The 22,634-nt window shown below is 63.5% G+C and carries 20 protein-coding genes and 1 tRNA gene; 6 read left to right on the plus strand and 15 right to left on the minus strand.

All coding sequences use genetic code 11. The features are described 5' to 3' along the window. Positions 1–200 precede the first annotated feature (200 nt). The 13 genes from E1J61_RS11225 to E1J61_RS11285 all read right to left on the minus strand — a co-directional run bounded on the left by E1J61_RS11225 (position 201) and on the right by E1J61_RS11285 (position 13,433). The gene (locus tag E1J61_RS11225) at positions 201–1,193 is read right to left on the minus strand and encodes a tripartite tricarboxylate transporter substrate binding protein (RefSeq protein ID WP_133094103.1); all 993 of its coding nucleotides are present in this window, start codon (positions 1,191–1,193) and stop codon (positions 201–203) included. A gap of 53 nt (positions 1,194–1,246) precedes the next feature. After that, complete coding sequence (locus tag E1J61_RS11230) at positions 1,247–2,008, minus strand: cupin domain-containing protein (protein ID WP_133094104.1); 762 nt, start codon at positions 2,006–2,008, stop codon at positions 1,247–1,249. Between the two features lie 39 nt (positions 2,009–2,047). Continuing rightward, the gene (locus E1J61_RS11235; RefSeq protein WP_133094105.1) at positions 2,048–2,863 is read right to left on the minus strand and encodes a GntR family transcriptional regulator; all 816 of its coding nucleotides are present in this window, start codon (positions 2,861–2,863) and stop codon (positions 2,048–2,050) included. Further along, positions 2,860–4,650: an acyclic terpene utilization AtuA family protein gene (locus tag E1J61_RS11240; RefSeq protein ID WP_133094106.1), complete on the minus strand. Its 1,791-nt coding sequence runs from the start codon at positions 4,648–4,650 to the stop codon at positions 2,860–2,862. The genes E1J61_RS11235 and E1J61_RS11240 overlap by 4 nt, the downstream gene beginning before the upstream one ends. A gap of 10 nt (positions 4,651–4,660) precedes the next feature. After that, positions 4,661–5,428, minus strand: a complete 768-nt coding sequence (locus E1J61_RS11245) for an enoyl-CoA hydratase/isomerase family protein (RefSeq protein ID WP_133094107.1) — start codon at positions 5,426–5,428, stop codon at positions 4,661–4,663. Beyond that, positions 5,421–6,674 carry a CaiB/BaiF CoA-transferase family protein gene (locus E1J61_RS11250; RefSeq protein ID WP_133094242.1) on the minus strand — a complete coding sequence of 418 codons (1,254 nt, stop codon included), beginning with the start codon at positions 6,672–6,674 and terminating at the stop codon, positions 5,421–5,423. Before E1J61_RS11250 ends, E1J61_RS11245 begins: the two co-directional genes overlap by 8 nt. Before the next feature lie 202 nt (positions 6,675–6,876). Continuing rightward, a complete protein-coding gene (locus tag E1J61_RS11255) occupies positions 6,877–7,980 on the minus strand; it encodes an SMP-30/gluconolactonase/LRE family protein (protein WP_243736832.1) in 1,104 nt (367 codons plus the stop codon). Between the two features lie 143 nt (positions 7,981–8,123). Continuing rightward, positions 8,124–8,672 (minus strand): 2,4'-dihydroxyacetophenone dioxygenase family protein, encoded by a 549-nt coding sequence (locus E1J61_RS11260; protein WP_133094108.1) that lies wholly within the window; start codon positions 8,670–8,672, stop codon positions 8,124–8,126. A gap of 264 nt (positions 8,673–8,936) precedes the next feature. Further along, a complete protein-coding gene (locus E1J61_RS11265; protein WP_133094109.1) occupies positions 8,937–9,758 on the minus strand; it encodes a GntR family transcriptional regulator in 822 nt (273 codons plus the stop codon). Between the two features lie 139 nt (positions 9,759–9,897). Then, positions 9,898–10,503, minus strand: a complete 606-nt coding sequence (locus E1J61_RS11270) for a membrane integrity-associated transporter subunit PqiC (protein ID WP_133094110.1) — start codon at positions 10,501–10,503, stop codon at positions 9,898–9,900. Beyond that, on the minus strand, positions 10,500–12,131 hold the full coding sequence (locus tag E1J61_RS11275; protein ID WP_133094111.1) for an intermembrane transport protein PqiB: 1,632 nt from the start codon (positions 12,129–12,131) through the stop codon (positions 10,500–10,502). Before E1J61_RS11275 ends, E1J61_RS11270 begins: the two co-directional genes overlap by 4 nt. Next, entirely contained in the window at positions 12,115–12,789 is a 675-nt protein-coding gene (locus E1J61_RS11280; protein WP_133094112.1) for a paraquat-inducible protein A, read from the minus strand. Before E1J61_RS11280 ends, E1J61_RS11275 begins: the two co-directional genes overlap by 17 nt. Then, on the minus strand, positions 12,786–13,433 hold the full coding sequence (locus E1J61_RS11285) for a paraquat-inducible protein A (protein WP_133094244.1): 648 nt from the start codon (positions 13,431–13,433) through the stop codon (positions 12,786–12,788). Before E1J61_RS11285 ends, E1J61_RS11280 begins: the two co-directional genes overlap by 4 nt. Before the next feature lie 336 nt (positions 13,434–13,769). On the opposite strand from E1J61_RS11285, the gene E1J61_RS11290 reads away from it, so the two are divergent. Further along, the gene (locus E1J61_RS11290; RefSeq protein WP_133094113.1) at positions 13,770–14,417 is read left to right on the plus strand and encodes a TetR/AcrR family transcriptional regulator; all 648 of its coding nucleotides are present in this window, start codon (positions 13,770–13,772) and stop codon (positions 14,415–14,417) included. A gap of 9 nt (positions 14,418–14,426) precedes the next feature. Here the strand turns inward: E1J61_RS11290 and E1J61_RS11295 are convergent, their stop codons facing one another. Further along, positions 14,427–15,140 (minus strand): TetR/AcrR family transcriptional regulator, encoded by a 714-nt coding sequence (locus E1J61_RS11295; protein ID WP_133094114.1) that lies wholly within the window; start codon positions 15,138–15,140, stop codon positions 14,427–14,429. A gap of 339 nt (positions 15,141–15,479) precedes the next feature. On the opposite strand from E1J61_RS11295, the gene E1J61_RS11300 reads away from it, so the two are divergent. The 5 genes from E1J61_RS11300 to E1J61_RS11320 all read left to right on the plus strand — a co-directional run bounded on the left by E1J61_RS11300 (position 15,480) and on the right by E1J61_RS11320 (position 22,151). Continuing rightward, positions 15,480–16,586, plus strand: coding sequence for an efflux RND transporter periplasmic adaptor subunit (locus E1J61_RS11300; RefSeq protein ID WP_240745936.1), 1,107 nt, complete (start codon positions 15,480–15,482; stop codon positions 16,584–16,586). After that, the gene (locus E1J61_RS11305) at positions 16,583–19,636 is read left to right on the plus strand and encodes an efflux RND transporter permease subunit (protein ID WP_133094116.1); all 3,054 of its coding nucleotides are present in this window, start codon (positions 16,583–16,585) and stop codon (positions 19,634–19,636) included. The genes E1J61_RS11300 and E1J61_RS11305 overlap by 4 nt, the downstream gene beginning before the upstream one ends. A 13-nt stretch (positions 19,637–19,649) precedes the next feature. Next, on the plus strand, positions 19,650–21,029 hold the full coding sequence (locus E1J61_RS11310) for a TolC family outer membrane protein (RefSeq protein ID WP_133094117.1): 1,380 nt from the start codon (positions 19,650–19,652) through the stop codon (positions 21,027–21,029). 12 nt (positions 21,030–21,041) lie between these two features. Then, positions 21,042–21,776 (plus strand): MgtC/SapB family protein, encoded by a 735-nt coding sequence (locus E1J61_RS11315; protein WP_133094118.1) that lies wholly within the window; start codon positions 21,042–21,044, stop codon positions 21,774–21,776. Positions 21,777–21,899: 123 nt separating this feature from the next. Beyond that, positions 21,900–22,151 carry a hypothetical protein gene (locus tag E1J61_RS11320; protein ID WP_243736833.1) on the plus strand — a complete coding sequence of 84 codons (252 nt, stop codon included), beginning with the start codon at positions 21,900–21,902 and terminating at the stop codon, positions 22,149–22,151. Between the two features lie 266 nt (positions 22,152–22,417). On the opposite strand, the gene E1J61_RS11325 is transcribed toward E1J61_RS11320, so the two are convergent. Further along, positions 22,418–22,493: transfer RNA gene (locus E1J61_RS11325), tRNA-Thr, on the minus strand. Positions 22,494–22,634: the final 141 nt, after the last annotated feature.

A 22,634-nucleotide genomic window follows, 5' to 3' on the forward strand; every position in this document is an offset into this window, starting at 1 on the left:
GATGCCCTGAATTCTTTTTGGTGCTGAAGAGAGGCGATTTCCGTTGTCATACTCCTTAAAAATCAACGAGTTAAATCCTCTTCGTGGCGCCGTCGCGCAATGCCAAGCACGGAAACTTCACCCAGATCCGACTGATCCGGATGTTCTGACTACCGCCAGGGGGCCGGCCGAGTATTCCCGGCCTCCGACGGCGGCGCAGGTCATTCCGGCTGGATGCCGGCGGCTTTGATCACCTCAGCCCATTTGACGGTCTCGCTGTGCACGAACGCTGCCAGTTCTTCTGGCGTCGATGGGGAGGGTTGGCCTCCTGTCCGGCTGAAGTATTCGGTAGCCGCCGGGCTCGTCAACCCATGCCGAATCAGCTGGCTCATGCGCGCGACGACCGGTTTCGGCGTGGTGGCAGGAAAGAAGGCAGCAACCCAGGCCGTCATCTCGTACCCTGGCAGGCCGCTTTCCGCCATGGTCGGAACATTGGCGAGCAGGGGATGGCGCCTGGACGTGGTTACGGCGACTGCGCGCAGCTTGCCGTTCTGGATCAGGGGCAGGGCCGGATTGATGTCGGAAATCATGAAGTCGACCTGATGGCCCATCAAGTCGGTCAGGCCCTGCGGCACGCCCTTGTAAGGCACATGCAGTGCCGGTGCGCCGCTCATCATCTTGTAGAGCTCACTGGCGACCCGGGTGGAGGAACTGCCGCTGGCGAAGGTCAACTTGCCTTGCCGGCTTTTCGCCAGCGTGGTCAGTTCTGACACCTTCTGCACCGGGCTGTCGGATGGCACCACCAGGACCAATCCGCTTCTGGCGATCAACGACACCGGCGCGTAGTCCTTGATGGGATCATAGGGCAGCTTTTTGAACAGGGACGCATTGGCCGCGTGGGTGGTATTTGTCGTGATGAGCATCGTGTAGCCATCGCCGGGCGCGGTCGCGACCGCCGTGGCCGCGATGAAGCCGTTGGCACCGGGGCGGTTTTCCACGACGACGGACTGTCCGGTCTGGGCAGTGATGATCCGCGCGATGTAGCGCGCGATGTTGTCCGTGCCACTGCCTGCAGGGAACGGCACCACGACACGGACCGGTTTGTCCGGATACTCGTTCGGGCCCGCAGCCCACACCCATTGCGGGGCCGCGGAAGCAGCGGCCAGTCCGGACAGCAGGGCGAGCATGCGCCGCCGGGAAAATCGCTGGATCATCTTGTCTCCTCCCGCATCTCGGGATCTGATGGATTGACTTGGCCGAGCGTGCGTCAGGACAGCGGATCGTGTGCGCGAATGACAATGAGCTCACACGTCCCGTCCGACGATTCGAGGCTGAGTTCCGCACCGTCGGGAACGTAGACCCACTCCCCGGTCCCGGCCGCGAAGCGCTCCTCTTCGATGTGCCCGCGGAGCGTGCCGCCACGCACGAAGAGCACCTGCTCGGTCTCGCCAAGCCTGTGCGGCTCGGCGCCGCCATCGGGATCAAGTTCGACCATATAGATGTCGAGAAAGCGGGAATCGACGGTCTCGCGTGTGATGACCGGCCTGACGAGCGCGCCACGGTAGTGCGGCAGCGCGATCGGTTCGGTGCTGGCAGGAACGTCGCGGACATCGGCGGCACCGGTCTGAAGGCGTGGGTCGTCCGGGCCGGCCGCGGTCACCGCTGCGTTCGGGTTTTCGCTGTACGGCGGCGCGTAGACCACTATCACCTGTACCGGGTCGTCGCTGATGACCTCGAAGCGATGGAAGACGCCGGCCGCGTTGAAGCTCCAGTCCCCCGCGCGCAAGATGCGCTGCTTTCCCGGTAGTTCGCCAAGACCCTCGCCGGCGAGCAGGAACGACGCCTGCTCAAGATTCGGGTGTGCATGCGGCAACGCGCCGTGGCCCCGCGAAATCGTGCCCAGCAGGACCTCGAGCCGGCGCGCGCCGACAGTCTCCTTGCCGATGATGCGCTGGTTCGCCGTTCCCGTATGGTTGGCCGGTGCGTACGCGGGCACGTCAGCGGCCCGCCGTACATAGGATGATGTCATTCGGATGTCTCCTCGCTTGAATGGTGAAATCTGTCGCGCTCAGCGACGGCTGTCGGGGATGGCGAGCGCGGGGTAGTGCTCGGTCAGCTTGGCGGGCATTTCCACGTCCAGGATGAACCGGTCGCCGCGATACCAGAACTCCCCTGCCAGCAGTACATTGCCGTCGACGTCCAGCGTCGACCGGACGATCCTGGCAATAGGCGCCCCGAAGCCATAGGCGAGGTCGCGCGCCAGGATGTAGTCGGCCGGCTCCACTGTCATGCTCTGCTGCATCATGCCAAGGCGGTCACCTTCGACCTGGCGCAGCAGGTGACCGAGCTTGTGGTGTCTTTCGCCACCGCGGGGAAAGCGGGCAAAGACTGACGAGGCCACATACACCTCGATCAGGCAGAATGGCGTGCCGCCATGCAAATGCAGTTTGCGGACCATGACATAACTGTCCAGCGGCGTGCCGCGGCGGGCCAGCCCCGGCCGCAGCGCCACGCCCTCGCGCAGTTCGAGGATGCGGATTTCCAGTTCGCTGCCATGGGCCGATTCGTCATTGATGGCGGAGCGCAGGCCTTCTCCGGGTGCTGGCGGCTGCTTCATGACGTGGGTGCCACGACCGCGCTGGCTGCTGATTAGCCCCTCTTCCGTCAGCGCGGCAAAGGCCTGGCGCACGGTGACCTTGGCGATCCCGTAGCTTTGGGCGAGGCTGTCCACGGTTGGTAGCTGCATGCCCACCGGGTACTCGCCTGACACGATCTTGTGCCGGATGACGCTGGCCAGTTGTCGATATCGCGTCACGCCGCCGGTGCCGTCGTCGGCGAGGATGACGCTCTCGTTGGCCGCAGCGCTGGTCGCATTACTGGTCATGACAACAACTCCCGCGGCACGTGCACGGGCATGGTAAGCAGAATCTGCGCCATTCCCTTGCCGAGCGGATCATTGCGCAGCGACGCCATGCCACCGCCATCCAGTGCCGACTCGCAGACAAAGTTCATGGCGTCGAAGCCAGGCAGGTCGTAGCAGGTCACCGGCCCTTTCACAAGGTACCCAAGCCACTCCGCCACGCGCGCCACCGTCACTTCCGCCCGCAGCACGGGCAGGTACGCCGGCCGGCGGGCGATCAGTCCGATGTTCGAGGTATCCCCCTTGTCGCCGCTACGGCCATAGGCAAGCCGGATCAGCGGAACTTCGACGGTGTCGCCTTCTGCCGGGCCCGTGGCCGGCGCTTCCGCGAGTGAAGACGCCACCGGGGCGACGGGTACCGCCTGACCGCCCGAAGGAACAGTGACGCCGCTGCGTACGCCGTCTATCACCACCGCCGGGATCAAGGTGCCCTTGTCGAGCAGGAATGCATACTGGCGGATCGATGGCGAGGGACTGGAACGCCCGCCAGCCGAGCCCGTCGTGCCCGGCGCCCAACTGGTCCCCGCCGCGGCAATTTCCCGCGCGAACAATTCCAGCGCCGCCTTCTCGGGATGCATAACCGCCAGCCGCATCACCGCCTCGCGGGTGTGACGGACGGCAGCATGTGGCCCAAAGCAGGACTCCGCTCCCAGCACCTCAACGTGGGTGCGGCTGTAGTCTCCCCACCCGTTCTCCCCGAACAGCTTGCGCGTGCGGGCAAGGATCGCCTGCGCCGTGCGTTCCGCCTTGGCCACCGCGTCGATGCCGACGATGGAAAGCTGGGCATTGCAGCGATAGCCGTCGACATAGGTGGCACAGACCTTGTAGGCATTGCCCGGGGCCCGCCCGCGCGCGCCGCTGACTTCCACCAGGTCCGCTGCGGCCTGCCGAAGGGTTACCTGCGTGAAATCGCAGGTGACGTCTGGCAGCAGATAGGTGGCCGGGTCGCCGATCTCGTACAACACCTGCTCGCCGACCGTGGCGGTATTGACCAGTCCCCCCGTGGCGGGGGGCTTGCCGACCAGGAAGGTGCCGTCGGCACGGCACTCGACCACCGGATAGCCGATGTCGTGCCAGTCCGGGACGCTTTCCCAGTCGGTATGCAAGCCGCCCGTGGCCTGGCACCCGCACTCGATGATGTGGCCGGCCAGACTGCCTTGCGCCAGGCGGTCATAGTCGTCGGCTTGCCAACCGAACTCGTGCATCAGCACGCCGAGCGTCACGGCACTGTCCACGCAGCGCCCGGTGATGACGATCTGGGCGCCCTGGTCCAGCGCCTGTTTGATCGGCAAGGCCCCCAGGTACGCGTTGGCGCTGACCACCTTCTCCGGCAGGGGTCGGCCTTTCTGCATGTCCTGCACACCGGCTTCGCGCAGCTGTGGAAGCAGGGGCATCACGTCATCGCCTTCCACCACGGCGATGCGCAGCGTCAGGCCCTGTTCCGCGGCCAGCGCGGCAATGGCCTGCGCACACCCGTGCGGGTTCATGCCACCGGCATTGCTGACCACGCGGATCCCGCGCGCGGCAATCTCTCCGAGCAGGTGCTTCATTGTCACCGTCACGAAATCGGTGGCGTAACCCAGTTCCGGCTTGCGCAATCGGGCGGCGGCGAGAATCGACATGGTCAGTTCGGCCAGGTAGTCGAACACCAGGTAATCGATATCGCCGTGGCGCACAAGCTGTGGCGCGCCAACGCTGCTGTCGCCCCAGAACCCGGAAGCCCCGCCAATGCGTACCGTTTTCACGTCCATTCCCATCTCCCTATCTGCCAGTCCACAAGGGCTCGCGCTTCTCGCGGAATGCGACCTGGCCTTCGCGCGCGTCCTCGGTCAGTGCGAACAGCCCGATCTGGCTTTCCGTGAACGCCATGGACTGCTCGAACGACATGTTTTCCATATGCTTGAGCGTGTACAGCCCCCGACGAATGGCGGCGGGCGAATTGTTCAGCAGGCGGGCCAGCAGCAAGTCCAGACTGGCGTCGAGATCGTCGCTGACATCGTTGACGAGTCCTGCGGCCAGCGCTTCCCTCGCGGACAGCGGCTCGCCGCACAGGCACAATTCGGTGAGCGTGCGGCGTGGCACCAGGTGCTGCAGCACGCTCAGGACCTGTGCCGGGAACAAGCCCAGCTTGACCTCCGGCAGGCCGAAGCGGGCGCCTTCGCTGGCGATCGCCAGATCGCACATCGCCAACAGCCCCATGCCGCCCGCCATGCAGGCGCCGTTGACACGGGCGATCAGCGGTACCGTCGACTGTCTGGCGCAGCGGAAGAGGTCCGCCATCCCCAGGTAGGGCTCGGCGTAATCGAAGGCAAAGGATCTGCCGGTCTGCAGATCGGCGCCGGCGCAGAACGCCTGCTCGCCCGCTCCGGTAATGACCACAGCGCGGATGTCGGCATCACGATCGGCGCGCAGGATGCCGTCGCGAAGTCCCTGCACTACGCCCGGCGTGATGGCATTGCGGCGCTCCGGGCGGTTGATGGTCAGGTAGAGCACTGCGCCCCGGACCTCGCTCAGCAATTCTTCACTCATGGCTGGTTTCTCCTTTGGCGTGGCGCGCTTTCGGCCAGTCCCCCAAGATGCCGGACGCGTGCAGCGCATCGATGGCGGCGTCGTCGTAGCCGGCCTCACGCAGTACCTCGCGGCTGTGCTCACCCAGGCCGGGTGCATGGCGCCGGCTGGCCGGTGGGGTGCCATGCCATTCGCTGGGCACCGCCATCTCCCGGATACGCCCGACGGCCGGGTGGTCCGATTCGCTGAAGAAGCCGATGTCCTGCAAATGCGGATCGTCCAGCAGCGACTCGAACGTGTGCATCGGAAAGACCGGAACATCGGCCTCCTTGAGCAGGGTGCGCCATTCCTCGGTGCTGCGCCTGGCCATTTCGTCGCTGACCATGGCATACAGGTCGGTGATGTGGACGGTGCGGGTGTTGATATTGGCGAAGCGCGGATCGGTGTCGTACAACTCCGGCTTGCCAATGACCCGGAGGAAGGCCCGCCAGTGATGATCGTGATAGATCAGGCAGCAGACATGTCCATCCTTCGTCTTGTATGGCCGCCGCTCGGGCGAGAGCAGTCGCGGATAGCCGAAGCCGCCCTTCGGCGGGACGAAGGTCTCGCCATACAGGTGGTCTCCCATCACATAGGGAACCATCGTCTCGAACATGGGGACGTCAACGCGCTGGCCCTTGCCAGTGCTCATGCGCGAATACAGGGCGGCGCAGATCACACCGAAAGCATAGAGCCCCACCGAGCGATCCGCGATGGTGATGGGCAGATACCGGGGACTGTCGCCGCTGCCTAGCGAAACGGCCAGCGGCAGGCCGGTTGCGGCCTGGATCAGGTCATCGAAGGCAGCCTGGGGCGCGTAGCGTCCCCGCTGCGAAAAGCCGAACATGCCGACATAGACCAGGCGCGGATTGATGGCCGACAGCGTTTCATAGTCCAGCCCCAGCCGCTGCATTGCCTGCGGGCGCACGTTGTAGGCCAGCACGTCGGCATCCCGTACCAGGCAAAGCAGGGCCTCACGCCCCGCGGGCGCTTTCAGGTCAAGCACGATGCTGCGCTTGTTGCGGTTCAGGCCCAGGAATAGCGGGCCCATCTTCTCATCGCCGCAGGGACCGATGCCGCGCGTACTGTCTCCGCCCGGAGGCTCGACCTTGATCACGTCGGCGCCCAGGTCAGCCAGCATCTGGGTGGCAGAAGGCCCCATGAATACTGACGTGATGTCGACGACTTTCACGCCGGCCAGCGGCCCCGTTGTCTCCTCTTTCTTCATATCCTTTTCATCCCGTTGGGGCAATGTATGACGGCTGGCCGGAAGGCCGCCGTTCCGTGCCGATCGGCCGCGACATCGGGCTTGCAACAACGCATCGGTCATCGGTCGGGCTCCGGCTGGATTAACTCAGTTGAGTTCGTCCACCATCATCGGCTGCAAGTATTCGTCGACCGGTGTCGTGCGGTCAGCGACCAGGATCTGGTTAGCGTGGACCGCGGTCGAGCGCAAGACGTTCTGGTATCGGCTTCTTGATTTTCGAGATGGTGTGGGTCTTCACCTGGCGCGCCCACGGCCCATCGATGGTGCGCAGATTCCTGCCCACAAGATGCGCCAGGCCAAGCTCGTCACTGAGCTGCGAAATGGCCGTCTCGACATCGAGTGAGAGGTTGGTGACCAGAATGTCGTCGCCATGGAAGACGAGGCTGTTCGACCAGAGGAAGCCGATCGGCGCCCCGTTGCGATCGATGCCGCCGAAATCGCCGAGCTTGGCAATGACCCGGCCCTGCGTCGGCTCGAGCACGAGAATCTCGTTGGACTGGTTGCACGCGATCCAGAGGTTGTCGTGCTCGTCGATGATCAGGCCGTCGGGTCCGCCGCCGATCCGGTTGACGAAGACTTCAGGGGTGCCGGGCTCGAGCGTCGGGCCGCTCACCGGTATCCTGACAACGATGTCGTTCGCCGTATTGGCAACGAACAATGCCGTCTTCTTGTTGTTGAACGCCAGGCCATTGGCGCCGATGGTCGGTGGTATCCGCGTGGGCTTCAGCAGCGCGCTGGTGACCCAGGCCGTCCCTTCGCCGCCATCGGGTCCGACCTTCCAGATGATGCCCTGGTGGGCGTCGGTCACGTAGACGTTTCCGGCGGGGTCGAACGTCAACCCGTCGAGGCCGGGGCTCTTGCCGGTGACCGTCATGAACACGGACGAGGCACCCGTCCTGGGGTCGACGCTCAGGACCTTCGCGCCCTTGTAGTCGACGACGAGCAACTGGCCTGTCCGGGGATGGAAGCCGAGGTCAAGTAACAATCTGCTCGAGCCCTTGATGGTGACAGTGCGCAGGTGCTTGCCCCGCGGATCGAACACAAGTAGCGTGCCCTCGCTCGTCCTGGGCTTGTTCGCCGCTACCGTGACGACGTAGACATTGCCCTCGCGGTCCACGGTGATCCCCTCGGGATGCGCCTCACCAGCGGGCAACTTGGCGAAGGTTTCGACCTTGCCGCGTTCCCACGCTCTTGTGGCTAGCGGCGTCGCCAGCAAAACGAGCAGCAACAGCATCGGCAGTATCGACATCCTCTCGGCTTTGATCATTCTCATCTTGCACTCTCTCAATCTCGCGGATTGATGGATCGTCACTGATTGATCTGATCGGTGTCGTACACGCTGGCCTGTAAGGAGCAGAGGAACGGCACCGCGCAGGCCGGCGAGCGGCCTGCCTTGGTGTCAGTCGCTTCTTATCCCTCGATAACGTCGGTGCCGTTACCGCGGACGTAGGGCACCGGTCCGATGCCGCGCGCAGCCGCGAGAGCCTGGATCGCGTACTGGATCGAGAGTGCGTCATTGAGCGAGTGGAACGTACCGTCCTCGTTGAAGCTCACCTGCGCGCCTTCGATCCAGGCGATGGTGATCGTGTCCTCGGTGTTGTCCTCGGGGGTGTAGAAGGTGTGCACCGAGCCGCCGGGTTCGTACAGGTAGGAGCCGGCCGTCTGCGGCTGGTCGGGGTACTCGCGATACTTCCAGCAGCCCTGGATCGTCCACACCTGCGCCGTTCCGGTGTGGTAGTGAATCGGCAGGGAACAACCGGGTTCCACGATGGCCATGATGACCCACTCACCGCGCTCCGGGTCCATGCGCAGCGGCCTGATGTGGATGCCCGGAAAGACATCCTTGATCAGCGGGATCTGCTCGATATTGACGGTCAGGAGCTTGTCCTGCGGCAGGGCGGGCAGCGGCAGCTTGGCGCCGGTGGACGTCGTGGGCTGTGTAAGTACTCTTGCAGTCATGAGTTGTCTCCGTTTGTTTGAGGATGTGAATCAGTGGAAGGAAGCCGTCCTTTGACGAGACAGAAGAGGCATGCCGGTCCGGCGGGAAACTCGGTATGGCGGCAACGCGCCGGAGGAACAGAAGCGTCCAGAGCAACGGCGAAGCCTGGCTAACGGGCTTGCATGCCAATTTGATACTTCTAAAGTTCTAATGTTGGAAGTTTAGGGGCTGAGGAAGGATTTTTCTGCCCCTTGTTTACCCTAGGGGCTGAACGACCCGGGTTTTTAGCCTTGCTTGCGCTCGCCAGTGGCGCGGCGAGGTTCGGTAATGGCAGGCACCGCCTTCAATGCGGACGCGGGGATGTCAATTTCGGAGACGTAGCGGTCACCCCGATACCATGTAACGCCGGCGTAGAGTACGTTGCCTTTGTTATCAAGAAGACGTCGCGACATCTTCGCGACGGGGGTGGCGAACGGGATTTTCAGCATGTCGCACAGGGGAAAATCCGCCGGCATCACGGTCAACCGTTGTCGCACGCGTTTGCCCCGCGAGCCCAGTTCATCGAGCAGCGCGGCGAGAAGCTTTTTGTTCCTGGCGGTGTCCTTGGGCAATGCGTCGAAAACCAGGGTCAACACATAGATCTCCGCGTAGCAGAACGGCTCGCCGGAATAGGTGTGTAGCTTGCGGACACAGACGTACTCGCCGTCCGACCGGTCGCCCGGGCCGAGCAGTTCCTGCGGCACCTTGGTGCGGCGCCGGACTTCAAGTACTTCGAAGGCGAGCGCCTCCGGCGCTGCGAACGGATCGTTGATCGCCAGCTCGAGGTCGCCGGTGGCGGCGGGCAGGGCAGCCACGTGGGTCCCGATGCCTCGCTGGCTACGAATCAGGCCTTCCTTGGAAAGCAGCTCATACGCCTGCCGGACGGTAACGACGGCCACGCCCAGGTCAGCGGCGAGCTGCGTTATCGGCGGCAGCAGCATGCCGAGCGGATACTCGCCCTTTGCGATCCGGTGCCTCAGCAACGAGGCCAGCCGCTGATATTGCGCAACGCCCCGTTCAGCCGACAGGTCCGGCCACTCATTCCCCGTAGTTCGATCGTCCGTCATTCCAGTTGCCTGACACTCAGAACCTTGGAGTATGCACCAGGAAAAGAGTGGCCCCTTGGCTGGCAGGCGTCCACCGTCGGTCGGCCGGAACCGGCTGCGTCGAGATGTGGCGCGGTGGCGCCGGGTGCGAACGTCACGTCTAGCGGTTTAGCGATTGCACGCCAACTGCTATATCGGCCGCGGTTGTCGCGAGGATCTGCCGATATGCTTTCACCACGCCCTCCACCTGCCCGGGCGCGGGCACCTCCGTTTCGGTGCGGCCGCTCAGGACCTTGCCGTCCGGCAGCCGCCGCACGGTCCAGGCGATGGTCGCCGCTGCCCGCTTGCCCACGTCGGCGTCGAGGGCTACCACATCGGTCGTCACACGGAATGCCGGCTGCGTCGCCGACAGGCCGCGCTGGTAGACATCCACCGCATCGAGGCTCGCCTGCAGCTGCTGCGACAGCGCATCGCGCAGTTCGTTGGGTAATGGCGACGTCCAGCGAGAGGTGTCGGAAAGCTTGAGGCCCCCATTGCCGTCACGCACCACCAGCTGAATACGGTTCAGGCGCTCCGGCACGCGCACCGGCGTGACTTCGATCCATAACGGGTCGCCGCTACGGCCGGCTCGCGCGGTACCGGCCGGCGCGGCGTCGGAGGGACTGGCCGCCAGCGTGTAGTAGCGCGCCTCGGGCGACGCGCAGCCGTTTATCAGGGTCGTGGCCGCGGCGGCCAGCGTAAGGAGCATCGTTAGACGTTTCATCATTTCTCTTCCCTCTTGCCTTGCAGGAGCGCTTCGGGATGCCGCTCGAGATAATCGGTGAGCATGCGCAGCGAGACGGCTGTTTGCGTGAGTTCCTGCATCATCCTGCGCGTATCCTGTTGCAGTGATGCGTCGGGCGCCAGCGCGCCATTGGCCGTATCGAGCGTGCGGCGCATATCCTGCAGGGCAGCGACCACCTGCGGAGCCACATCGCCGTTGACCTGTGCCACGAGCTTGTCCGCCTTGACGAGCATCTTGTTCATCGACACCATCGCCGTGCGCGCGTCCTGTCCGATCTGGTCGAACGGCACCTTGCCGATCTTGGTGACGATGTCGCCAAGCTTGGCCTGCAACTCGTCGAAGGTGCCCGGTGTGGTGGGGAGCTCAGGCACCGACGCGTTCAGGTCCAGGTTAACCGGCGAGGACGCTTTCGGAAAGAAATCGAGTGCCACATACATCTGGCCGGTCAGCAGGTTGCCGGTGCGCATCTGCGCACGCATGCCGCGCTGTACCATGCTATGCACAATGGCGCGCTTGCGCGCGTCGTCAGCCACGTCCTTCTCGCGCAGACCCATGCGAGACGGATAGAGCTCCACGACCACGGGCATGCGGAAGGCCTTCTTGTCACGCTGGTATTCGATACCGATCGAGCGCACCTGCCCGACGGTCACGCCGCGGAAATCGACCGGCGCACCGGGCGACAGGCCGCGCACGGACTGATCGAAGTTGAGTACTGCCAGCGCGGGGGCGAGCTCGTCCGGTTCCTTCATGGCTTCGGACTGGTCCGCCGCCAGCAGGTACTCGGTGTTCTCGGCGGCCGGGGCCTGCGCGGTGGAGTGGTCCGGGGCCTGGAAGGCCACCCCGCCAAGCATCACGGTGGCCAGCGACTGCGTGGACAATTTCAGTCCGTTCGCGTCGAGCTTGAGGTCGACACCGCTGGCGTGCCAGAAGCGTGTGTCGGCGGAAACGAGCTTGTCATAGGGCTTGTTGACGAATACCCGCAGCGAGATATCGCGGCCATTCGGTTCGAGCTGGTACGCCACCACGTGGCCGACCCGCACGCGACGATAGTAGACCGGTGAGCCGATGTCGAGCGAGCCCAGGTCCTGCGCACGCAGCACGAACTGCCTGCCGGTAGCGTCGGTGGTGATGACCGGCGGATTTTCGAGCCCGGTGAAGCTGTGCTTCGTCTCGGCCGACTTGCCGGCATCCACGCCGATATATGCGCCCGATAGCAGCGTCTCCAGTCCCGACACGCCGCTCACGGCAAAGCGGGGCCGTACCACCCAGAACCGTGTGTCGGCCACTGCGAAGTTCCTGGCGTCCTTGGTGAGAGCAATCGTCGCGATCACATGCGAACGGTCCGCTGCCAGACGTGCCGTCTTGACCAGTCCGATATCGACGTCCTTGTAGCGCACGGCGGTCTTGCCTGGCGTCAGGCCCTCCGCGGTGCGGAATGTGACGGTGATCTCGGGCCCGCGCGACGCAAGCGTGCTGACGAGCAGCGAGAGTCCGACCACAGCGGCAACGATCGGGACTACCCAGACGAGGGAAGGTAGCCAGCGCGCGCGGGGCTTGCGTCCTGGCGGTGGAATACCGTTTGGGGGAGGATGGTTAATGTGTTCGGGCATTTTCGGAGTGCTGAAATTCGGTGGAGGAAGGAGAGGTCTCGAGCGCATCCCACAGCAGACGGGGATCAAAGCTCAGTGACGCGAGCATGGTCAGTACGACAACCGAGGCAAAGGCCAGGGCTCCGGCACCGGGCGCAATGGTGGCCAGCGCCCCGGCACGCACCAGCGATGCCAGCAGTGCCACCACAAAGATGTCGAGCATGGACCACCGGCCGATGACTTCGACCAGGGTGTAGAGGCTGCTCTGCTCGCGGAGGCGCCAGGTCGATCCGCGGCGCACCGATAGCAGCAACAAGGTGAGGATCATCATCTTCAGCAACGGGACGACGATGCTGGCGATCAGCACCACGATTGCCAGCATGTATGAGCCGGACAACCACAGATAGATCACGCCGGACATGATGGTGTCGCGCTGCGTGCCGAAAATTGACTGCGTCACCATGATCGGCAACAGATTGGCCGGGATATACAGCAGGTAGGCAGCCAGCAGGAAGGCCCAGGCGCGCGCCAGGCTGGCCGGCTTGCGATGATGCAGTACGGTGCCGCAGCGCGGACACGGTTCCGCCTCGAGCGTCATCGGACTGAGCCGGTCGCACGTGTGGCACGACAGCAGTCCGCGCGAGGTGGCGGTGGGGAGGGGCGACAGAGGCTCGGTCATGGCGCGGCATCCCGCGAGCGGGCCGGTACGTCATCTGCATCGTGCACATCGAGGTGGTGCCAGAGTTCACGCGGGTCGAACGACAGGATGACGGCCAGTACAACCACCAGGGCGCCGAACGACCAGAGCGCGACACCAGGCATCACTTGCGCTATGGTCGACAGCTTCACGAGCGTAACCAGCACGCCGATCATGAAGACTTCGATCATGCCCCACGGCCGCGTCCGGCAAATGCCGCGCAAGATGCGCTCGAACCCGGGTGGCGTGCGGTTCTGCGCCATCGACACGAGCAGGTAGCACATCATCAGCAGTTCGGCGAGCGGAAACAGGATGGTCGTGGCGAACACGAGCATCGCCACCGGCGCCATATCGTCCGCGTAGAGTGCCTGTACCGCGCTCCATAGCGTGGTCTCCATGCGCGAGCCCTTGAGGTCCATGGCGACAATCGGGTACGCGTTCGAAACCAGAAGCAGGATCAAGGCAGTCACCACGAGCGGCAGCAAGCGGCGATAGGCTCGCGAACTGTCGCGATACAGCGCGCCGCCGCAGCGCAGGCACGTGGCACGTTCGTCCTGTTTCAGCGCCGCTCGTGTATGGAGTGCGTCGCAATGTTCGCATGCCACCAGCTTGTCCGGATCCTGCATGGCCACTGGCAGCGACGCGTGGTTCTGATGCACTGATGTCCTCGGGAAAATGATTGGGCCTCGTTGCGTGAGGCAAGTAGCGCGTGTGCGCATCGGGATCTTTGATGAGTTCCGTATTCTTCCACATAATGACTTAGATGTCATCATGACATGTTGTATGTTATAAGAAGAGCGCCGGCGCCCGCTGCCGCCAGCATGGCGTACGCCATGCTGGCGGCGTTGAAGCGGCGTATTGATATAATCGCCTCGTCACATAAGGTCCTCTAACTGAAGATGCCTGCCGCTCCTGATCCCAAAGACCATCGCCCTCGCGTTGCCGCAGAACGTCGTGAACGGATGCGCAAACGTCTCATTGAAAGCGCGATGATCGTTTTTGGGCAAAGGGGTGTGGGGGCCAGCGTGATCCCGGAAGTCATCGCGTCTGCTGGCGTCTCGCAAGGTTCCTTCTACAACTATTTCCGTACTAACGAGGATCTGCTGGCGGCTGTCGGCGACGCGCTCAGTCACGACATGGTGCAAATGATTGAGAGCGTGGTCGGCGATATCGAAGACCCGGCGTTGCGGGTTGCAACGGGGATACGCTTATACCTGCACCTTGCGCGCTCCTATCCTGTCGTGGCGCAGTTTCTTTCCGGTACGGGCCTGCTTTTGGTCGGCAGCAAGGGTGCTGCCGTCTACGAATACCTGCCCTCGGATATCAAGGAAGGCCTGAAGAGAGGCACGTTTGACGAGGTTGCGGCCGATGTGGCGTTGGACATGGTGGCCGGCGCCGGGTTGATCGCCGTTCACCGCATGGCCAAGGGAAGAACAGCCAAGGATTATCCGGAACGGATTGTCCGGGCGGTGTTGCAGTCGCTCGGCGTGCCTGCAGCGAGTGCGGTACGGTTGACCTCCCCGCCTTTGCCAAAGCTGGTGGCTCCGCCGGAATCCTTGCTCGAAAAGGCCCAGGAGAAGCTCGCCGCCAAGGCCGAGCCCTCCAACTAGCAGCCAGCGCTATGGCATATCGCTGATCGTTTTCGCGAGCAAGCCATCGAATAGCGCTTCACTCGCATGCAGCGGCGACCTGGATATCGCATCGGCCGCTGATTCCTCCACGCCCAGGGCGCGCAATGCCACGGCAGCGGCGAGCTCCGAAAAATCTTCGCGACATTCGGTCTCAAGCATGCTCTGCATTGCGCTCATTGCGGCTCCGGCAACGATATTGAAGCCCAGGGCGATCGGCATGCGCTTGAAGCGATTGAGCCGAACGCCTTCCTCTATGTCCCTGCGGACAAACTCCAGCATATTCGGCGCCTGGTAGGCCGTCCATCCGAGCCGGCCAAGGATGCCAGCCACCTCCGGCTGGTGTACCGTCAGGATCGACGCCAGCCGTATTCCCCTGGCGATGTGCTCGGCCGGGTCGTCATGGTCGCGCACAATGGGGTCGGCCGCCCGCACCCACTGCTCGGCCATCTTCCCGACAATCTCCTGCACGATCGCGTCGGACGACGGAAAGTACTTGTAGAACGTTCCGCGTGAAACCCCTGCTGCCGAGATGATGTCGTCGATGGACGGCGTCGAGACCCTGTTCTCCAGCATCAGGCGCATCGCACTGTTCAGCAACAGTGAGCGCATACGCTGCCGCCGTTTTGCCGCGACGCGCTGACGGTGGTCGCCAGTCTTCCACGGTTCTGCTTCCGTTGCGAATCGGGTCTGCATCGGGGTCATTGATCTGTTCTCTCCTCATGGTTAATGCGTCGGCGACCCGCGCGCCGGTCTTCCTGCATCTGCAGCCTCCGTCGCATCACTTCGCGTATCGCCATTGTCGTTTTGCGCACGGGCTGTCTTCGTCTCCTGCGCTCCGGGACCTCAAAGGCGACCCGTCCTCACACACACAAAAATACATTGTATGTCATCATGACAAATAAATCATTATGAAGTAGACTTCGGGCTTTCAGGAAGGGCGAAAGCCCGAACAGGCCTGCCGTCAATGAAGCCAGCACGAGTCCGTGGCGTGGATCGCTGATGAATCGCAGGCGAGCGACGGACCTTAGTGGAGCGCAGAAATTGAACAGGAACCTTCGAGCGGCAGCTCTTACCATCATCGCGGCACATCTGGCCGCGTGCACACCGGGTCCGGAACCCGAACGCAAGGACGTGAGGCCAGTGCGGACAGTGGTCGCCGGGCGCACCGCCGGGTCGGTCGGTGCGACCTATTCAGGCGAGATTCGTGCGCGTTACGAAAGTCAGCTGGGATTCCGCACCAGCGGCAAGATCGTCGCGCGCATGGTGGAAGTCGGCAGCCATGTCAAGCGCGGCCAGCCGTTGTTCCAGCTCGATCCCACGCAGGAAACGTTGCAGGTAGCCGCGGCGGGCGCGGAGGCTGATGCGGCAAGAAGCCGGGTAGCCCAGGCGCGGGTGGACGTTAAGCGTACCGAGCAACTGCTGGCCCAGAACTTTGCTTCGCAAGCCGAGCTGGACCAGCAGCGGCTGGCGCTTAACCAGGCGGAAGCACAACTGCGTTCGGCACAGGCGCGTCAGCAGCTGAATGCCAACATGCGCGGATTTACCACGCTCGTAGCCGACCGCGATGGCGTGGTAAGCGCAATCAACGCGGAAGCTGGCCAGGTGGTTTCAGCCGGGCAGACGATCGCCACCGTCGCGGCTGACGGCGAACGCGAGGTTTCGATCAGCATTCCGGAGTCGCGCGTCGACGAGTTGCGCAAGGCGCCGATGCTGACGATTACGGTATGGGCGCAACCGGACAAGTCCTGGACGGGCAAGCTCCGCGAGCTTGCGCCGGACGCGGACAGCGTCACCCGGACGTACTCGGCGCGCATTTCCATTCAGGAGGCGGATCCGGAGCTGCGGTTAGGCATGACAGCGTCGGTGATCGCACCCGACGTGGACGGCAACGGCGTAGTCCGCGTGCCGCTGACCGCCATTGTTGATCATGAACGTGGCCGCCAGGTATGGGTGGTCGACCCGAAGACGTCGCGGGTGATCGCGCGTGAAGTCAGGCTGGGTGCGGCGCAGAACGACAGCGTCCTCGTGGTTGAGGGCCTGGCGGGCGGAGAGACCGTGGTGAGTGCCGGCGTGCACATGCTGCAGGCGGGCCAGCAGGTGAAGGTGGCCGAGGCGGTAACTGTCGCCAGGGCGGGAGGTGTGAAGTGAAAGGGATCAACCTGTCCGAATGGGCACTGAAGCACCAGCAGATGGTGGCGTTTCTGCTGTTGCTGTTGTCAGTGGCCGGTGCGCTGGCATACGGCAGCCTGGGCCAGAAGGAAGACCCCGAGTTCACGATCAAGACCATGGTTGTGCAGGCGTACTGGCCGGGAAGCTCCGCGCAGCAGATGGCCGACCAGGTCACCGACAAGATCGAGCGCAAGCTGCAAGAGGTCGCCGAGATTGACTATACGTCCACCTATGTGAAGCCGGGCGAAACGCAGGTCAAGGTCAACCTGCGCGAGAATGTACCACCGGAGGCCGTGCCGGATGTGTGGTACCAGGTCCGCAAGAAGATGGGCGACATCCGGCATACCTTGCCCCAGGGCACGCAGGGCCCGCTCTTCAATGACGAGTTCGGCGACACGTTCGGTAACCTCTATGCCATCACGGGCGATGGCTTCGACTATGACGACCTGAGACGGATCGCGGACGCCGCGCGTAATGAGTTCCTTCGTGTCGACGACGTCAACAAGGTCGACCTGGTAGGCAAGCAGGAACAGAAGATCTATGTGGAAGTCTCCACCGCCAAGCTCGCCTCGCTGGGTATCGACCCGGCACTGATCGCATCGACGCTCGCACAAACCAATGCCGTGACATCCGGCGGGACGGTTCAAACGTCGGCGGAACAAGTACGGCTGGCTGTCAGTGGCGAGTTCGACTCAGTCGAAAAAATTCGCGCCATCGGCATCCGTGCCGGCCAGCGTACTTTCCGCCTCGGCGATATCGCCGACGTCCGCCGCGGCTTTGTGGAGCCCGCCACCTCGAGGATGCGCTTCAATGGCACTGAGGCGATCGGCCTGGCGGTGAGCATGCGCAAGGGCGGCGACGTGATTCGGCTTGGCGCAAAGCTGGACGAAACGATCCAGCGCATCGAGTCCAACCTGCCGGTGGGCGTGCAGATCCACGCAGTCAGCGACCAGCCGCGTATCGTCGAACATTCCGTATTCGAGTTCAAGAAGAGTCTGGCCGAGGCCGTGATCATTGTGCTCGTCGTCAGCTTCCTGTCGCTGGGCTTGCGCACCGGGCTGGTCGTCGCGCTCAGCATCCCGCTCGTGCTGGCCATGACCTTCCTCGCGATGTACGTGATGGGCATCGAGTTGCAGCGCATCTCGCTCGGTGCGCTGATCATCGCGCTAGGTTTGTTGGTGGACGACGCCATCATTGCCGTCGAAATGATGGCGCTGAAGCTGGAGCAGGGCTGGGACAAGTTCCGCGCCGCCACCTACGCCTACACCGCCACGGCGTTCCCGATGCTCACCGGAACGCTGATTACCGCGGCGGGTTTTCTCCCGGTCGGCTTTGCGAAGTCGGGCACGGGCGAATATGTGTACTCCCTGTTCCAGGTGGTGGGCATTTCGCTGGTGCTGTCATGGATCGTGGCAGTGCTCTTTACGCCTTACATCGGCTTCAAGCTCCTGAATGAGCATGCGCACGCCTCGCATGACGAGGACGCGGTCTACCAGCGCGGCTTCTATGTCAGGTTCCGCCGGTTCATCGACTTCTGCCTGAAGCAGCGCGTGTGGGTGCTCGGCATCACGGTTGCTGCGTTCATCGGCTCACTGCTGCTGTTCAAGGCAATACCCCAGCAGTTCTTTCCGGCATCTGACCGTCCCGAACTCATCGTGGACCTGTGGATGCCGAAGGCTTCGACGTTCGAGGCGAGTCAACGCGAGGTCCAGAAGCTGGAAGGCCTGCTCAAGGGCGATCCGGACATTGCGGCGGTGACCAGCTTTGTTGGCAACGGTGCGCCGCGATTCTACCTGCCCCTCGACGTGCAGACGCCCAATCTGAATCTGGGCGAGATGCTGGTGATGACGAAGGGCGGCGAGGCACGGGAGCGGGTGAAGGAGAAGCTCGAGAAGCTGTTCGACGAAAAATTCCCCAATGTGCGCGGCCGCGTCAATCGACTGGAAAACGGTCCGCCGGTCGGTTACCCGGTGCAGTTCCGAGTGTACGGGCAGGACAACGCCAAAGTACGCGCAATCGGGCAGAAACTGGCCGCAATCATGCGCGAAGAGCCGCACGTGCGCCAGGTCAACCAGGACTGGGGCGAACGCGTCAAGCGCTTGCAGGTCGACGTCGACCAGGACAAGGCGCGTGCACTGGGTGTCAGCTCAGGCCAGATCAAGGAGGCCCTTGAGGCTTCGCTGTCGGGCACGCCAATCACGCAGTACCGCGAGGAAGACCAGGGTATCGATGTGGTGTCGCGCCTCGTCGCGGCGGAACGCACGGACCTGAACAACCTGAAGGACGCAAAGATCTACGTCCGCGACGGCAAGTTCGTGCCGGTCTCGCAGGTGGCCCGACTCACGCTTGACAGCGAGGACAGCGAGTTGTGGCGGCGTAACCGCGTGCCGACGCTGACGGTTCGTGCCGATATCGCGGGGGCGCAGGCACCCGACGTCACGCGTGCACTGCAGCCGAAGATCGACGCACTGGAAAAAGAACTTCCGCTCGGCTACGGCATCGAGATCGGTGGCGCTTACGAATCGAGTGCGAAGGCTCAGGCTTCTGTTTTCGCGGTGATGCCTGTGACGATCATCGCGGTGCTCCTGCTGCTGATGATTCAACTGCAGGATATGAGAAAGATGGCGATGGTCTTGCTGACAGCGCCGCTCGGACTGATCGGTGTCAGCATCATCATGGCCGCGTTCCGGATTCCATTTGGTTTTGTCGCCATGTTAGGCGTTATCGCCCTCGCCGGAATGATCATCCGCAACTCGGTGATTCTGGTCGTGCAGATCGACCAGGACGTGGCCGCGGGTGTCCCATTGTGGACGGCCATCGTGGAGGCGGCGGTCCGACGGCTACGCCCGATCGTGCTGACTGCCCTGGCGGCGATCCTGGCGATGGTGCCGCTTACCCATTCCGTGTTCTGGGGTCCCATGGCGTGGGCAATCATGGGTGGGCTCGCCGTTGCCACGGTGCTGACCCTCGTCTTCCTTCCTGCCCTGTATGCGACCTGGTACCGCGCAAAGCGTCCTGCGACCGTCTGATCGCAATGTGACGATGAGAGTGATTTCGATGAAAAGATTGAGTATGGGCCTGCGGGCCGCGCAAGTGGCTTTGGGCTGCATGCTGTTCCTAAACGCCGGAGAGTCGGGCGCTATCGATCTCGTGACGGCCTATCAGCAAGCATTGGCGCACGATCCGACGAGCCTCGCTGCAAACGATGCGCTCACGGCGGGGAGGGAAAAGGCAGTGCAGGGCGACGCCTTGCTGCGTCCCCGCGTAAACCTCCAGGCAGCACTGGACAGGATCAACAATCGTTCGTCTGGCAACCAGCCGGTCGACGGCGCGCCGCTGGTAGCCAGTGATAGCTCGGGAACGTCGCGGCAGGCCGGCGTGGTGCTGGTTCAGCCGCTGTACGACAGGACCGCGGTAGCAACGAGGAAGCAGTTCCGCGAGCAGTCAAACCTGGCGCAGACGCAGTTCGACCAGTCTCGCCAGGATCTGGCCCTGCGGGTGGCCGAGGCATACTTCGGCGTGGTGTTGGGCGAGGAAACGCTGCGTGTGGTGCAAGCCGAGAAGGCGGCCTTGCGGCAGCAACGCGACCGCGCCAAGGCCCGCTTCGACGTCGGCCAGGGCAAGATCACCGATCTTCATGAAGCCCAGGCGCGCCTGGATGGGGTGGAGAGTCGCGAAGTCACGGCGCAGTCCGCGCTGGAGCAACGACGCACGCGATTCCAGGAAACCGTCGGCATGCCGCCCGATCACCTCAGCGCGCTGGCGCCCGGTTTCGCGCCGCGGCCGCCGGAACCGGACAATCTCACGGCGTGGCAGGCAAGGGGGGAAGAGCAGAGCTACCTGGTGAAGACCAGGCAGTCGGAGCTCGACATTGCCGGCATGGAGATCGACAAGTACCGCGTCAGCAGCCGCCCGACCGTTGCGCTGGTGGCACGTTATGGCGCACAAGGGCAGAGCGGCAACCTGGCTCCCTGGGTTGCACCCAGCAACACCCGCACCGCGACGGTCGGCTTGCAGCTCAACATTCCGCTGTACGCGGGCGGCGGTCTGGATTCGCGCGAGCGGGAGTCCGTTGCGCGGAAGAGCCAGGCGGAACAGGAGCTTGCCGCCGCCCGGCGCGACGTGCGCCTGCAGGTGCAGGACGGATTCCTCTCGGTGAAAACGGGCGTGTCGCGCGTCGCCGCACTCGAGCAGTCGCTGACTTCGGCGCGTAGCGCGCTCGCGGCGACGACGCTTGGCCGTGACGTGGGAACCCGTACGGAACCCGACGTGCTGGACGCGCAGCAGCGCGTGTTCGCCGCCGAGCTTGACGTGGTCCAGGCACGCCTGGACTACCTCCTGGGCCGTCTGCGTCTTGCCGCCGCGGCCGGCGAGCTGAGCGAGGAAACCTTGCGCTCGCTGAATGCCTGGCTCGCATCCTGATCGCGAAACCCCATGATCGGAGATCTGCAGCACTATTGGAGCGGTAGCTTTCTCGCCGCCAACGCGTTCATCGGATTGAACCTGGCGGGCGCGTTGCTGCTGGGAATGCTGGTTGGCTACGAGCGCTCGTACAACGGCCGGGCCGCTGGCATGCGCACTTACGGCCTCGTGTGCATGGCGTCGACGGCATTGACGGTGTTCGTCGGCTACCCGGCGCTGTGGTATGGCGGTGCTGCAGCGCACGCCCAGGCAGACCCGACACGTATCGTGCAGGGGGTTGTCACCGGCGTCGGCTTCCTTTGCGCGGGGGTCATCATGAAGGACGGCATGACCATCCGGGGCCTCACGACCGCGGCATCGATCTGGGCCGCCTCGGCCATAGGCGTGTTGCTGGGCGTGGGCTTTTATGCCGCCGGGTTGCTGCTCGCTGTGCTCTGCGTGGCGTCGATGTCCCTGCTGCATCGGCTGGAGGCCTGGCTTCCGGGCCGTATGACGCTTGATCTGTCGCTGACTTTCCAACCCGGAGAAGCGCCTGATTTCGATCTGCTGATCGACAGGGCAAGTGCTCGCGGCTATCGCGTGCTGCACGACACCCTGAACATCACTTTTGCTCACAACCAGGCAGTGTGGCGCGTCAGCCTGGTCGCGCCGGACAAGGCGCGCGCGATATCGCCGGCTTCGCTGGCGGCCGAGATGGCTGCAACCGAGGGTGTCTCGCGGTTCAGCATCGTACCGGTGCGCAGTTAGCCGGGTAAGCGCAACGAAGTGTTGCTGATGAGGCATCTCTGCAGCCCGGCCCCAAATGCACCTTAACCGTCTTGGTGGCCAGGCATTTTCGATAACCCATCTCTTAGGAGGGCCCGGACCCACATGGAGCAGGCGCTGGCACTGCACCGTCCCGATCGGCAACCATACAGCGAACTTCTGCGTCATGCGCCTAACCTCGCCCTCCATATGCGGAGCACGTTAAGCTGGACGCTCTGGTTTCTTGGTTTTCCGGACCAGGCGTGCGTGCGCAGCGAGAAAGCGCTGGCGCTGGCCAGCAAGGCCTCTGATCCGTTCGCCCTTGCCATGAGCCTGATCTTCGCGGCCGAACTGCACCATCCTGGCCGGTATTCATGACACCTTCACCGAAGGGTTCGATACCGTTGACTGGCAAGATGCCAAAGTACTGTTGGAAGAGACCTGACGTAAGCGGCCAGAGCCGGCTCGTGGAGGCGTCGGTCGACGACAAGTGGCTGGCTTTGGGTGGCCACACACGTTCTTGCCGATGCCACGCCCTCGGCATCGGCTTCAGGCAGCGCAGAATAACCGCAGCCTGCTGGCTACACGCTACCCAGAAACAACAAAGCCCAACCGGGCTGGCTGGGCTAAGTGCTGGATTTGATTGGTGCCGAAGAGAGGAATCGAACCCCCGACCTTCTCATTACGAATGAGCTGCTCTACCGACTGAGCTACTTCGGCAACAAGTTCCGGTGAACTGGAACAGCCCGCAATACTAGCAGTGTTTTTACGGCTTGGGAAGCCCTTTGTGTCGCCTGTGTCATCCGCCGGTCTACCGTCCAGGCGGCGCCTGCTCCGCTTGCGGGAGGCGGATGAAAAACG

The organism is Cupriavidus sp. L7L, from assembly GCF_004353535.1.
Lineage (GTDB): Bacteria > Pseudomonadota > Gammaproteobacteria > Burkholderiales > Burkholderiaceae > Cupriavidus > Cupriavidus oxalaticus_A.